Below are 14,748 nucleotides of genomic sequence, written 5' to 3' on the forward strand. Positions count from 1 at the left end.
ATGAAAGTTTTAAAGCAAATTGTATTCTCGACTCTATTATCTACAGTAGTGGCGTGCAATATGTCCGCACAAGACATTACACTTCCAGCGCCAGTAAAAACAGGTGGGAAACCTCTGATGGAAGTGCTGAATGAAAGAAAATCCACGAAGGCCAATTACATCAATAAAGACTTGGATCTGCAGACATTATCCGACTTGTTGTGGTCAGCCTATGGGTTCAACCGTCCCGACAAACGCACTGTACCCTCAGCACAAAACAGCCAGGAATTCAGCGTTTATGTCCTGTTGAATGACGGTGCTTACCTCTATGATGCCAAGCAGAACAAACTGACAGAGGTCGCAAAAGGTTCGTTTAAGAACTTACTTGCCAACGCACAGCAGCCTTATGTCAACAACGTCCCCATGCATTTAGTCTATGTAGGAAACCTCAACAAGAGCAAGGCAGGCCGTGACGGTATGTTGATCGATACCGGTTTCCTGGCACAGAACGTCTATCTGTTTGCTGCCTCGAAGGGACTGGGGACCGTAGCCAGAGCTTCTTTTGACAGAAAGCAACTCCCTGTCGCATTGAAACTGAATCCACAGCAGGAAATCGTATTGGTACAGGCTGTAGGACCTGTGGAATAAAGAGCGGAGTCATTAAGACCTCTTAAAATTTAGAAGAAATGAAAAAGTTGCTTTTAGTTTTCGGGATTTTATCTGTTTGCTTGCTCACAACAAGTTTTACAGAACCGGGGAAAGAAGGAAGCACTACACCAAGCAGCCAGAGTGACTTGCAAGGAGACAAAGGCGTATTCAAGAAGATCAATCCCAAAGATTTGAAAGACAATCCTATCTCTCTTTTTGCAAACAACTGGTTTGTTCTCTCTGCAGGAGATTCCTCCAAATATAACGAGATGACCATCAGTTGGGGAAATCTGGGCAATGTATGGGGGCAACCCACAGTAACGGTTTATATACTAAGTACCCGTTACACCTACTCCTTCATTGACAAAGGCAAGTATTTTGTCTTGAATGCTTTTGATGAACCCTACCGCAAAAAAGTACGTTTTATAGGAACACATAGCGGACGCGATATTGATAAGGTAAAAGAAACAGGATTAACAACTAAATTTACGGCATTAGGGAATCCCTATTTTGCAGAAGCTCGGCTAGTGATAGAATGTGAGAAAATATATTACGACGACATTCATCCCGCACAACTATCTATAGGCAATAAGAATCCCAATGGCAATGCCGTTCCCCGCCGTATGTTCATCGGAAAGATCGTAAATATGTGGGAGAAAGAATAAGTATGTAGCCGGTTGCCTCCAAACGTCTTCGTTCCGCCCTATAGAAGGAACGGGAAAAGCGAGTGAAGTCCTTTGTCAATTGAGGTTAAAACCTCGAATAAATCAGTCCATAAATTTGGAGATTTATTCAATATGACCTAACTTTGCGTTGACGATTGGAGGCAATATCCGGCACTTTTAGCGCTCGAAATCATTCAATAGGTAACCTCCTTATAGATAAAAATCAATTAAGGAATTTAGAAATCAATCAAATGAAGAAAATTGGACAGTGGTCAAAAAATATCATCCTCTTCTTTGTTGGCATAGCTCTTATTATATGGGGATATCAAGTGAACGTATCCAATAATGCCAAGAAGAAGGTGGCACGCGTAACGACGACCACGGTACACGTCCCCAAGACAACAAAGGCAATCAAGGCTACACCTGAACCTTCAGAAGCAGTAACAGAAGAGAAACCGAAGACCGAACCGAAGACCTTATCAGATGCTGTTGACGACCATCGGAAAGAGACCACTCACAGCCGGCATAAGAAGAGACAAAAAGCTTCTGACGCAGACAATGATGTCAAGAAAACACCGAAGGCAACAACAGTAGTTGAGTCGGACACAAAGGCTGAAGAATCTTCAGGCACACATTAAAATTGTCATGAGTCTATTGTACAAAGCCCAGACACGGTTTCTGTTTCACGCTCACATCAAGATAAAAATTCCGGTTTTCTACGATGACTCTGTTTTTGACTACCTTTTTGGTATTCTCGAGACGGTCGATAAGAAATACAATTCTTACCAACCGGACTCGTACATTGACAGAATCAATAAGAACGCAGATCATTTCGTCTCTGTGGACGATGTAACGATCCGTCTTTTGCGGCAAACTATATCTTGGTCTGATTTCTTCGAAGGCTCATTTGACATTACCGTCATGCCACTCATCCGCTTATGGGGATTTTATAAGACAGACGGTATCAGGAAAGTTCCCGAGAAGGCAGACATCGAGAAGACGAAAAAGATTGTCAATTACAAAAACATTGAGATAGAAGATCATTCCGTGCGCATTTCCAGCGGACAGGAAATCATTACCGGTTCTTTTTTAAAAGCGTATGCTGTCGACTGCATGGTCGAGGCAATGCGAAACATGGGCATCAATGACGCGATTGTCAATGCCGGAGGGAGTACGATCTATGCGATTAACAATGAGACGCATCCCTTTTGGAACATCAACGTCAGAGATACCGAAGAGAACCAGTTACTCTATACCTTGCACCTGGCAAACAAATGCTATACGACATCTTCTCAACAGGAAACCTTCGTGGATATCAACGGTGAACATTATGGGCACATACTGAATCCACTGAGCGGGTACCCGTCTTCCAACAGACATGTCGGAATCGTCACTGACAAGTGCTTCGACGGAGACATCATCTCTACCGGACTATTTCTCCAAACCCGTCAAGGTTTTGAAGAAAAGATCGGACAACTCCAAAAGAGAATGAGCATAGATGGGTTTATTACAGATAAAACCGGAGAACGGTTCGCCACTCCCGGGTTCAGTACATATCATGCCTAGGATCATATATACATAACATTATGATGCATATTTTATCAATGAAAGAAAAGACAAAAGCCATCAGCATCAAGGCTATCCCCGACGCTGATGTCTTTCATGTCCCACTACTCCAACATATCGGAAAACCTGCAGAACCGGTCGTTCAAGCAGGAGATGAAGTCAAACAGTATCAACTGATCGGAAAGGCAGCCAAAGGTCTGTCGGCCAATATCCACTCACCCGTTTCCGGCACTGTCCTTGACATCAAGACGATTACACTTGCCAATGGGGCTTCAATACCAGCAGTCATCATCAAAAATGACCATAAAGATCAAGTGCAACTCCCATTAGAAGGCGAAAGCAGTACGGCAAAATCGGTTGTCGAGATCATCAAAGATGCGGGGATTGTAGGTGAAGGAGGTGCACAGTTTCCGACGGATATCAAATACAGTGTAGGAGATCAAAAGATAGACACCCTGATCATCAATGGCACAGAGTGCGAACCCTATCTGACCGCCGACTACGCACTGATGTCCAGGTTTACAGAAGAACTACTCAAAGGAATCAATATTGTCAATTCGGTATTGAAGGCAGGGCAGATCGTTCTCACTATGGAAGAGCAAAACAAAGAACTAGAAGAAAAGTTTGCCCCATTCCTTTCACAAGACTCGTACAAAAATATCCGTATCAAAATCCTGCCTGACACTTACCCGCAGGGGGGAGAACTGCAACTCATCAAATCGGTGACAGGAATAGAACTGCCGAAGAAGAAATTACCGAAAGATGCCGGCGTGATTGTCAGTAATGTAGGAACAATATATGCCGTCTATCAAGCTGTAGAAAAGCACAGGCCGGTCATCAGCCGATTCATAACAGTCTCCGGTGAGGAATCTAAAAACTACGGCAACTATGAAGTAAAGATCGGCACACCGCTGTCCCATATTCTGAAAACGCTGGACATTTCCGCAGGAGATGCCACAGTCGTCCTTGGTGGTCCGATGATGGGCAAGTCTGTATCCGATATCAATGTGCCTATCACCAAAGGCTCTTCCGGACTTCTGTTCCTCAAAAAGAAAGATGAGTACAGGGAACATTGCATTTCATGCGGTTATTGCATTGAGGTATGCCCGATGCACTTGATGCCTCTGAAATTCAATGAAATTTTCAGGACCGGCAAATATGAGAAACTGGAGAAGTACGGTCTGAACAACTGCATAGAATGTGCCGCATGCGCATATATCTGTCCGAGTAATGTACCCTTGATAGAAAGTATCAAGAAGGGTAAAACCAAACTAAAAGAATTAACCAATGCCGTTAAGTAATATCGTTTATAATCCATTGATCAGAACCAAAGACAGCACAACAAGGGTAATGCTGGATGTTGTGATAGCCTTGGTGCCTTGCTTAGTCATCTCTTATCTGGCTTTCGGCGCTGCTGCCCTGTCCTTGGTCGCTGTCTCAGTAGGCAGTGCTATGGTTGCGGAATATCTGTTTTCGCTGATCTTTTTGCATCGCACCGATAGTCTGGGCAATTTCTCAGCAGTAGTCACGGGCCTCCTCCTGGCATTCACGTTAGGTGCATTCACACCTTTGTATGTTGTCGCCTTCGGCTCAGCAGCCGCTGTCATATTCGGAAAATTACTTTGGGGAGGCCTAGGCACGAACCGATTCAATCCGGCTTTGGTAGGACGGGAATTCATGACTGTCTTTTTCCCTTCGGTAATGACTTCGGGCACAATTTGGTACAATCAGGCTCAGGTGAACTTTTCATCCTTTCATATTACAGGCAGCGACTTTTTCAATCAACTGTTCTTTAAACCATCAGGCGCCTTAGGTGAGTATTCCATTATATTTCTGATAGTCGGAGGGTTGTACCTTCTGCTGCGTCGCCGTATATCATGGCATATCCCCTTTTCACTCTTCCTGGTTTTCACAATAGGACTGTTTGTCTCAAAGTATATCGCACCTGATATGGCTTCAAGTGCATCGACACCCTGGGGTAAATGCTATTATGGAGCAATGATCGGTTTATCTGCCGTCATCCTGGTCTTCAACGGGGTGAGATATGAATATATGTCTTATTCCATACTATTGCTAAACGGATTCTCAGGCATCATCAACTGGATCTGCAGACCACGCATCTGGGGTGATCATCTGAATGTTCCGAAACGTCTGTCACAAGTTCTGCTCCTCACAGTTATCATCGTGTTGGCAACCTTTGCCATCATCAAGATTCATGAATTAGGCGGCATACAATACTTGATATACGTTTATATCCTCTATTGCATTATACGTTTTATCATCGGTGACATCAAGGGCAGTCAGAACATCAAATAAAAGGAATGCCCCCCCGCTACAGAATCATCTCGCATCAGAAGGCATTGACAAAATGAGGAAAGAGGATCAGGAATCTGAACACTCATCCGTCTTTACACGAGAAATCACGCTTTACAAAGAGACAATCTGAAAGTTCATGCCTTTTGAAGAGTTTAAGCAAAACATTGTCTCATGCTTCACCTCCACGATAATTATGGCACAGATTTTGTCTTACCTATGGTGGAGTTCCTTATGAAAAAATATTATGACAAAAAAAGAAATTAATGTATTGGATTATGCCGGAGAGATCTTGAAAAGGGTCAATCAAGGTGTACTGCTCACGACAAAGGCTGGTGACCGCGTCAACACAATGGCAATCAGTTGGGGTACGCTGGGAATAGAATGGAACAGATTCATCTTTACGACCTTCGTTCGACAAGGACGGTTCACACGTGAACAACTCGACAAGAATCCTGAATTTGTAATCAGTATACCTCAAAGTGAAGATGACAAGAAGATCATAGGTTTTTGCGGGTCCCACTCAGGACGGGACACGGACAAGATCAAGGCTATGAATCTTACCTTAGTTAAGAGTGACAAAGTGTCGGTGCCTGCCATCAAGGAACTGCCACTGACGCTGGAATGTAAAGTGGCATACCATCAGTTGCAAGACGTGGATGCAATTAATAATGAGCAATGGCGGAAGTCATGCTATCCTCAAGACGAACCTTCGACATTTAGCGGTGCCAATCGGGACGCTCATATTGCCTTTTACGGTGAAATCGTGAAAGCATATATCATTGAGGACTAAGTCTGTTTTCAGACACACATTTTGAAGATCTATCAGGGGAATCCTTATTCTTAGGGATTTCCCCTTTTTTATTTTAAAAAAGGAAAAGACGCTTCATTAAATGAATTTTGCACGACGCTTTTCCCATTGAGGATTCATCACATGCGAAAGGCAATACTTTCAATTATATTTTCCTTGGAAATCGCTTTTCGACGAGCAGCAACTGCCCCTTTCTAATCTGCCCTTATGCCATTCAGCTAAACTTCCCCGGAATATGCCAAATGAATAAACAGGAAAAATCCCTCATATCCATGACCAGACTATTCTGTAATAAACAATTCTCTCAAACAAGACAAAAAAGCCTGCCCATTTGTTGGCTCTCTCGAAATAGTAAGGTAAAATCTCACCCAAGAACAAGAGACCCGGCTGTTTCGAGAAAGAGAGAGGTCATGTTTCTCGAAACAAGACGGGCTCTTTCGAGAAAGTAAGCGGCGACTTTCTCGAAACAGCCAGATCGTCTTTTCACAGAGACAGAAAAGCCTGTTTCACAGGATCATTCATTCAGTGAGATCCAAAGAAACATGGTCCTTTACTACGATAACATCTTCTCTCCGCTCCCCTACCTTTCTGTCAATATTGAAAAATTTTTCGAGAACATATAATAAAACCCACCTCCATCCCTTGACAAACAACAACTGCTTTAAATTATTTGTCAGCCATTTCCATATACAATATTATCTTTTATATCACTATTTATCTTTGCTTCTTTATACATTTAAGACCTTTATACCCATACGATTAAAAGATGAACGGCATCACTCTATTTTGAGGCATTGGAAGCTATAGGAAGCGAAACTTCAAATTCATAGCTGCCGGAGCTCAATTCAAATTCTGAAGCACCATTCTCGTTCCGTTGCGAACGTATACCTTTCTTACCTTTGAGGACCTTCAATTTGGCTTGATCAGGAACATTCAAATCTAGAGTTGCTGTCGTATTAGCCGGGACAACTGCCTTGTAAATATAACCGTATTTTGAAGCATCATCTATATTCGGATTCTTGTTTTGACTATCCCATTCGCTGCAGATAAGACCGTACATACTATTAAAGGATGCATGAATATAATTGAACCTACCGCCTACTCTCGGTTGAAGATAAAAATGCTTGTAAGCAGGGCTTTTCTCGTCTCTCTGGATACCGGCACTGTATTCCATCATCCATTCTTCCACAGCACCATAAGAATAGTGGTTGAACGAATTCATGCTTACAGGACCGAAACCATTCTTGATAGTATAGGAATTCCATCTCTCCCAGATCGTCGTGGCTCCCTGCAATACAGGATAAAGCCAGGAAGGATAGGCCGTCTGCTGAAAGAGTTTGTAGGCGACACTGTCGCAACCGTTTTCCGAAAGGACGAGATTGAGATAAGGTGTTCCTATAAAACCCGTATTCAAACAATAATGATTACCGGCAATAACATCTACCAAATGCTTCAGTGCCTTCTGCTTTGTCTCCCCCTCCAACAGATTCATTTCCAAAGGCATGATATATGCCGTCTCTGTGAGAAGACGCCGTGGGGCCTTAGACTTGGGACCTGTACCGAATGCAGCAGAATAGGAATCTGTCAACAAAGGACTTCCCGGAGGAGAAACCATATATCCGTCAGGATCGACAAAGTGCTTGTTGAAAGCAGTTTTGATATGTTCGAATAACTGTTGATAACGCAAACTGTCTGACGTTTTCCCGAGAATACCCGCCATCTTTGACATCAGTTGCGCATCATAGGCGAAATAACAGGTATTGGTCAAATCAGACTGAGTGCCTACCGGTGCGACCCAATCTCCATAGCCGCCTATCGGTTCGATGTAGTCTTTCGCATGATTCTCGGCATACCGTATATAACGCTGCATAGAAGCATAATGGTCTTTGAGAAAGCGGATATCGCCGTATTGCTGGTAGACCTGCCAGGGTAAAATGATCCCCACATCTGCCCAGCCGAAACAACTGCCGCCTAGAGGTCCTCCTTTTGGAGATACGCCGACCTCAGGATCGAAATCACTGTAATTCCCGTCTTCCCCCTGGTTATCCCTTACCGTATAAAACCAACGCGTATAAAAAGGATCTACATTCCGGTTGTATGTAGCTGAACGGGAAAAGATCTGACCGTCTCCAGACCACCCGAGACGCTCATCACGCTGGGGGCAATCTGTAGGAACGGAGAGAAAATTGCCACGCTCGCCCCATTGTATATTACTGTACAATTTATTGACCAGTGAATCCGATGTCTGATAGGTGCTGGCCTGACTGCCTTGAAGAGAATTGAGGACCAAAACTTTTACATCTTCTTTCTTCAAAGGTTCCGAAAGTCCCGTGATCTGGATATAGCGGAATCCATGAGTCGTGAAATGAGGTTCAAATACCTCACCTGAAGGATCCCCTTTAAATATATAATGGTCGGTAGAAAGTGCACTCCGATAATTGTCCGTATATAACTGTCCCTGAAGTTTCTTGTATTCTGCTATGGTATAAGGAGGTACAGGGTCTACCGGAATAATTTTCGGATAAGTCATCTCTCCATATTTCACCGTTATCTCTTCGCCTTTCTTACCACGGATGAAGAGGCGAGGTACACCCACCATATTTTGCCCCATATCATAGATGTAGGTATGCGGGAGAGGTTCCGTCATGGATTGCGCAGTACAAATGGTATCGACCCTTACCGGTTGACCGATATAAGGCTGCAATTTAACTTTTTCTGACGGTGCATCAAAAACAGTAGCTTGTTTCCAATCAGAAATGGAGCAATTTGCCGTAGACCAATCCGGTATTTCTTTACGCGCGTCATAATCTTCGCCATTATACAGACTGTTGCCGGTAATCGGGCCTTTTGAAGTACATTGCCAAGACCCGTCAGAGACAATAGTCTGCGTTCTGCCGTCTTCATAGGTAATGACGAGTTTGGCCAACAGGGACTGTTCTACGCCATACTGATTCATCCATTCAGGGTTGTATCCGCAATAGTCACTCCACCAGCCATTACCCAAGACCGCACCCAGAACATTACCGCCATTCTGAAGCAGCGGGGTCACATCGTAAGTATTGTACATGATTCTGAAACGGTAGTCCGTCCAACCGGGATTGAGGAAATCACCCGAAACCGGTTTGCCGTTCAAGTACATCTCATAGATTCCGCGAGCCGTAGTATAGAGACGAGCCTTCTTGACTGTCCCCGACAAAGAAAATGCTTTGTGGAGTACCGGAGCGGAAACATCAGCTCCCGGATACCAAGTATTCAATCTTCCATCCCCTTTCAAAGTATACACCTTAGGGTCTGAATATAGGACCTTGTCATGTGCCTTTTCCCGAATCACGATATTGGAAAACACGGCCTGCTCCCCTTGAGGCTGTTTGAATCCAATCGCATACAACCGACACATCTGCTCCCAGTTTTTGAAATAAAGTCTGAAAGGTTCTTCTTTTTTCGATGCACGGATTTTCTTACCGTCTATTTCAACAAATATCCGATAATAATAACATCCGTCAGAATCAAAGATCAGACGGATATGATGACGGCCGTAAAAATTTGATTTCGGGATAAGGGCAGAAAGGTCCGTCGTACCGACTTCTTTATCCTGGCCATTCTCCGTCTGTATGAATGCAAAAGAAGGATTACCGTTTTTCTTCATCGACAACTCTACCCCGACATCATTCAAACTGTCACGGCATCCAAACACAAAGACAGCTGAATGACTTTGACGACCCACCTGAACATCATAATCCACGATACAGTTGGAGATGTATTTCGAAAGAAGCGGTTTGTCTGAACCAATCCATTTAGCCCCGCTCCAACCGGAATCCATCAAGGATGTCTCAAACCAGGCCGGAGTCGATTGGAAGCATTTGTCTTTCTTGTTCCAAACACTGACTTTCCAGAAATACCGTGTACAAGGCTTCAAAGCCTCACCCTGATAAGGGACATTCAGGGAAAGCCCAGAAATGACATTGCCACTGTCATAGACGTAAGGACCGTACTGTAGTGCTTCCAATGATTCACTTACCTGAATACGGTAACTCTTTTGAATGATCTTATAGTCGTTTCCTGCATCGATTTTCCAACTGAATACCGGGGGTTCTTCTATCCCATAGGGATGAGGATCATAGTTTGTAAGGAGATCTGTTACCACGATCTTCGTCTTGGCCCTCAAGGCATTTGGGGAAAAGCAAGCCATGATAAGAAGTAATAAAATGAAAAGAAGTTTTTGTTTCATAGTTTCAACGATTATACTATTCATTAAGAACGCTCTGATCAGACAGAAATATCTTTCGGGAGCACTTATACTGCAATTTTTTTATCTTTGGATCATTCCTATTCATTGTCACTGTTCATCCAAGCCCTTTCAGTCACGGGAAACATACTCACTCTGAATTTCGTACATCCATAAGGAACCAATTGTAACGAAACCGTTTGGGCACCCTTTACCGATTTTTCAGGCAAGGGTTGCATTTCTGTCGGGTTCCAATTAAACTCTTTGGCACGAACAACCAACTTCACCGGTGCTGCCTCAAGTCCCCAGTCCCATATTTTGTTCTTCATAGGAGTCTTCACTATTTTTATACCCGTCTTCGCAATCCCTGACGGAATATCCAAAGCATAATTATATTTGGCCTCAGGGTCTTTTTTATTTGCGTTGATGTCCCGAATCGGCAAAGCATAGAGCAATGGACCGTAGGTCACACATTCAAAAGGATTCTGTACAGTTCTGTCAGAAGCCTGCTTCGTACTCGCGAAATACTTCACATTAGGATAAGGAGTCTCCTTGCCTGCAGTCACCTTCACTTTCATTGGAAAAACCAGGTCTATACGGTCCCTATTTTTCCAAGTCCTGAAAATTTCCACGAATCCAGCTTCAGGTTTTCCTTTTACAGCCTTCCCATTAACTTTCACTGAATAACGGCTACACCAGTTAGGTATTCGCAGATAGACCGGCATGGAGATGGCTCCATTGCTACCTATGAGAATACTGATCTTATCATCGAATGGGTATTCCGTACGACACTGGATAGACAGTTTCCTGCCCTTCATTGACTTCTCTATTCTACAAGGACCGTAGAGTGTAAATGCCAATCCACCGTCCATTGATTCCATGCACATGTTCTGAATATAATCCGGAATAGTATTGTTGACATTACCTGCACAGCACAACGTAGGAGCACCGTAAGGGGTAAAGACCAATCCTGCCGGTCCGCTGATATGCGGATTAGTCGGGAGTTTGCCTGCATCCAGGCGATTAGGAGACTGGTAATAGCACAGCATTTTAAAATCTCTAGTCACAGGAGCAGGACCGGCATTGAAAAAGATCTGCTCTATTTTATCAGCCCATGTAGAAGTTCCGCTCAGCCTCAGCAACCATGAAAGGCTCCACATTGATGTCGGCACATTGCAGGTCTCTGTATTCCTGAAAGCGCCCTTTCCTGCCAGATACTCCTCTGATGAACAGACTCCAAACGGGAGGAGGTTCAGTCTTTCACCCCATTTGAGGATATGTTCCGCTGCCGTCATACCGTTCTTGTCACCTGACCACATTGAAGCAATAGCAGGGACCTTGATGGCCTCATAATAGGTCACCCCATGAACCGACTGATCTTCAGATACCGGTTTTTGAGGGTCACTTTCCAACCAAGTCTTTTCCGATATCGTCATGGACCGATTGTTTCCAAATTCCTTTAGATGTCTCAGGATGGCCGTATCCCCTGTCATCACGTAAGTCTCACTCATGGCGTCTACATTGGTACTCGCACGCATGTGCTCCATACTTTGGGAGACTGACTCAGACTGATGCTCATTAGGCAGACGCAGTGTCAGGCCTGAATAAACTTTATCCAAGGCTTTTAATATCTTCGGATCATGCGTGGCCTGATAGTAAGATACCAAACTCCTTCCCATCAAGGAATGGGCCCAAACATTAAATTCAGTATTGATGGCATCAGGTTTCCAATAAATAAAGTTATCTGCACCTCCCAGGACACCGTTTACCACTCTGTCTAACCGCTCAGACGTCTTATGGATCAGTGCTGAATCATTCAGAATATATGCCAGTTTGACCGCCCCATCCAACCAGTAGCTGCATTGTTCCAGAGGCCAGCCCGTGCCCTCAGGACCCACACCAGGCGCCTTGATCGGAACACCTTTCCAGGCTAAACGGAACACATCTTCATATTCATCCAAATGCCCTGTCACGCCCTTGGCGGCGAATTCAGCCCAATCACGAAGCCACCCTTCAGGACGAATCTCTCCAATCTCCAAAGGAACGAATTGAGGACTTATTATCGCCTGAGATTGATATACTGATATTTTCCGAGCAGTGAAATCTCTACTCCAGCCAAATGCATGAACATATAAAAGAATCAGCAAACCTATTATAAATTTATTTTTCATTTACAGTTGTTAAATTTCACTATTTTTATAATACAGTAGGAACTTTTTTCTGAACGCCCTTAGCAACTTTCATTGGAGTTGTAACCTTTATATTTTGCACAGATTCCCCCACCATAATTTGATATACACCAGAATCCAATACCCAACTATTTTCCTTTTCATTGAAGGAAGCTAGGTCTATTGGGCGAAATCTCAAAGTCAACGTTTGAGACTCACCAGGACGAAGTATACGTGTTTTTGCAAAAGCCTTCAATTCCTTTTTTGGTTTTTCCATAATACTCTTAGGAGCTGACACATATAACTGAGCGACCTCCTTACCTGCTATATTACCTGTATTTCGAACCGTTACGACAACCTTACAAACTGATTTTCCATATTGAGCCTTTAAACCTGTAAATGAAAAAGTGGTATAAGATAATCCATAACCAAACGGGTATGAAACAGGTTTAGCAAAGGTATCAAAATATCGATAGCCTATCCAGATACCCTCATCATAATTAGTATAACCAATAGTTGACTTATTCTTATCAAATACTCCTCCGTTGTCATTCTGAGGAAAATTTTTAGATGAAGGAATGTCGTCGTATGCCAATGGGAATGTCATGGGCAAATGACCAGAAGGACAAACTTTACCAGAAATGATGTCTGCAATCGCATTTCCACCTTCTTCACCAGGTTGCCAAGGAAGTAATATCGCATCCGGAAGATTCTTCCAAGATGCAGTTTCTATAACACCGCCAATATTCAAAATAACCAAAAACTTCTTTCCCTGAGAATGAAAAGCATCTGCTATATTTTTCATACTATTCAGTTCACCAGAAGTAAGACTCCAGTCTCCTTGAGCATTATGACGGTCACTCCCCTCTCCTGCATTACGTCTAATTGTCATTATTGCTATATCATCAACTAGTGCACGATGCTTGGCATAAGAGGACCCAAAATTAATATCATCAGCAGCATCTTCATAGAGTTCAGATAAATTATCATCTATCTGATAACCTGCATTTTTCAACCCTTCATAGATATTGACCACATAAGGTTTGTTCACATCTCCGGATCCCCATCCATTAGCCAAGAATCCTTTATAAGAGCCCACACCGAAAAGAGCAATTTTCTGATTCTTTACTAAAGGCAAGGTTTGATGGTCATTCTTAAGAAGAACAATCCCCTGAGCAGCCATTTCACGTGCTACAGTTGCATGAGCCTTAAGATCAGGTACGTTTGAAGCCTGATAGTGCCTAAAGTGAGGTGTCTTTACAATATAATTCAAAATATTACGAACATTACGGTTTACTATGTCAATTGATAATTTTCCTGACTTTACAGCATTTATGATATCATGAACCTGTGTATCCAGTCCCCACTCCATCAAATCATTTTCGGCAATTACCTGATTGACTGTATTACGACGCTCCGTCCAGTCGGTCATCACAATACCCTTATAGCCTAATTCTCCTCTAAGCCAGTCACAGAGCAAAGCTTTATCGGCCTGAGTGTATGATCCATTTAGTAAATTATAGGAAGACATGATTGTCCATGGATTACCTATCTTGATTGCTAATTCAAAATTCTTAAGATAGAGCTCGCGCAAAGCACGTTGACCTACAATGGAATTATTCTGAGTACGATAAGTTTCCTGATTATTGCAAATAAAGTGTTTTGCGGATGTTCCTACGCCATAAGACTGTACACCTATAATCTCATTGCCAGACAAGACGCCACTCAAAACTGGATCCTCTGAGAAATATTCAAAATTTCTCCCACAAAGAGGATTGCGATGAAGGCACATACCCGGTGCTAGCAAGACATCACAGCCATATTCCAAAACTTCATTCCCCATATTTTCACCTACTGATCTGGCACACTCTGTATCCCAAGAAGATGCAACAAGTGTACCTACAGGATTTCCTGTAGCATAATAAGTATGATTCCCCCCTTTACGCGTCGGTGAAATACGGACTCCCGCTGGACCGTCAGTAAGTACAGTACATGGTATTCCCAAACGAGGAATTGCCTTTGTCATACCAGCAGCCCCAATAGTAGCTTCTGGAAGAGTCCGTCCCTTATTTCCATTTATAACTTCATAGGATCCACCAACAAGCAATTCTGCCTTCTCTTCCAAGGTCATTGCTTTAAGAACTTCATCAATAGAATTCTTCCCCAACTGAGGAGCATGTAATTTACTCACCGACTTTCCCCATCCAGAAGTAAACAAACATAAAGATAATAACAATAATAATGTTTTTTTCATTCGAAAATGTTTTTATTGCGAACAGCCAGTAAATCGGCTATTCAGGTTTAACTTATTTGTTTTGACACAATAAAAGAATAAGCAGGCTGCGGTATGCTGTCTGCGGCTATTGGCTTAGG

General features: G+C 43.2%; 10 protein-coding genes. 7 read left to right on the forward strand and 3 right to left on the reverse strand.

Annotated features, from left to right (window positions below; translation table 11 throughout):
- From NG821_RS07330 to NG821_RS07360, 7 genes are all read left to right on the forward strand, one after another.
- A complete protein-coding gene (locus tag NG821_RS07330; protein WP_252761007.1) occupies window positions 1-627 on the forward strand; it encodes a SagB/ThcOx family dehydrogenase in 627 nt (208 codons plus the stop codon).
- 38 nt (window positions 628-665) lie between these two features.
- Window positions 666-1,292, forward strand: a complete 627-nt coding sequence (locus NG821_RS07335) for a flavin reductase family protein (RefSeq protein ID WP_252761008.1) — start codon at window positions 666-668, stop codon at window positions 1,290-1,292.
- A 251-nt stretch (window positions 1,293-1,543) separates the two neighbouring features.
- Window positions 1,544-1,930: a DUF3185 family protein gene (locus NG821_RS07340; RefSeq protein WP_252761009.1), complete on the forward strand. Its 387-nt coding sequence runs from the start codon at window positions 1,544-1,546 to the stop codon at window positions 1,928-1,930.
- A gap of 7 nt (window positions 1,931-1,937) precedes the next feature.
- Window positions 1,938-2,858, forward strand: coding sequence for an FAD:protein FMN transferase (locus tag NG821_RS07345; protein WP_252761010.1), 921 nt, complete (start codon window positions 1,938-1,940; stop codon window positions 2,856-2,858).
- 23 nt (window positions 2,859-2,881) lie between these two features.
- Complete coding sequence (rsxC, locus tag NG821_RS07350) at window positions 2,882-4,159, forward strand: electron transport complex subunit RsxC (RefSeq protein WP_262921872.1); 1,278 nt, start codon at window positions 2,882-2,884, stop codon at window positions 4,157-4,159.
- Window positions 4,146-5,174, forward strand: coding sequence for an RnfABCDGE type electron transport complex subunit D (locus tag NG821_RS07355; RefSeq protein WP_252761012.1), 1,029 nt, complete (start codon window positions 4,146-4,148; stop codon window positions 5,172-5,174). Before rsxC ends, NG821_RS07355 begins: the two co-directional genes overlap by 14 nt.
- A 244-nt stretch (window positions 5,175-5,418) precedes the next feature.
- Window positions 5,419-5,964 (forward strand): flavin reductase family protein, encoded by a 546-nt coding sequence (locus NG821_RS07360; RefSeq protein ID WP_252761013.1) that lies wholly within the window; start codon window positions 5,419-5,421, stop codon window positions 5,962-5,964.
- Window positions 5,965-6,763: 799 nt separating this feature from the next.
- On the opposite strand, the gene NG821_RS07365 is transcribed toward NG821_RS07360, so the two are convergent.
- From NG821_RS07365 to NG821_RS07375, 3 genes are all read right to left on the reverse strand, one after another.
- Window positions 6,764-10,210, reverse strand: a complete 3,447-nt coding sequence (locus NG821_RS07365; RefSeq protein ID WP_252761014.1) for an alpha-L-rhamnosidase — start codon at window positions 10,208-10,210, stop codon at window positions 6,764-6,766.
- A gap of 98 nt (window positions 10,211-10,308) precedes the next feature.
- Window positions 10,309-12,378 (reverse strand): beta-L-arabinofuranosidase domain-containing protein, encoded by a 2,070-nt coding sequence (locus NG821_RS07370; protein WP_252761015.1) that lies wholly within the window; start codon window positions 12,376-12,378, stop codon window positions 10,309-10,311.
- A 25-nt stretch (window positions 12,379-12,403) separates the two neighbouring features.
- The gene (locus NG821_RS07375) at window positions 12,404-14,629 is read right to left on the reverse strand and encodes a beta-glucosidase (RefSeq protein ID WP_252761016.1); all 2,226 of its coding nucleotides are present in this window, start codon (window positions 14,627-14,629) and stop codon (window positions 12,404-12,406) included.
- Between the last annotated feature and the right edge of the window lie 119 nt (window positions 14,630-14,748).

The sequence above is a fragment of the Segatella cerevisiae genome (assembly GCF_024054555.1).
GTDB lineage: Bacteria > Bacteroidota > Bacteroidia > Bacteroidales > Bacteroidaceae > Prevotella > Prevotella cerevisiae.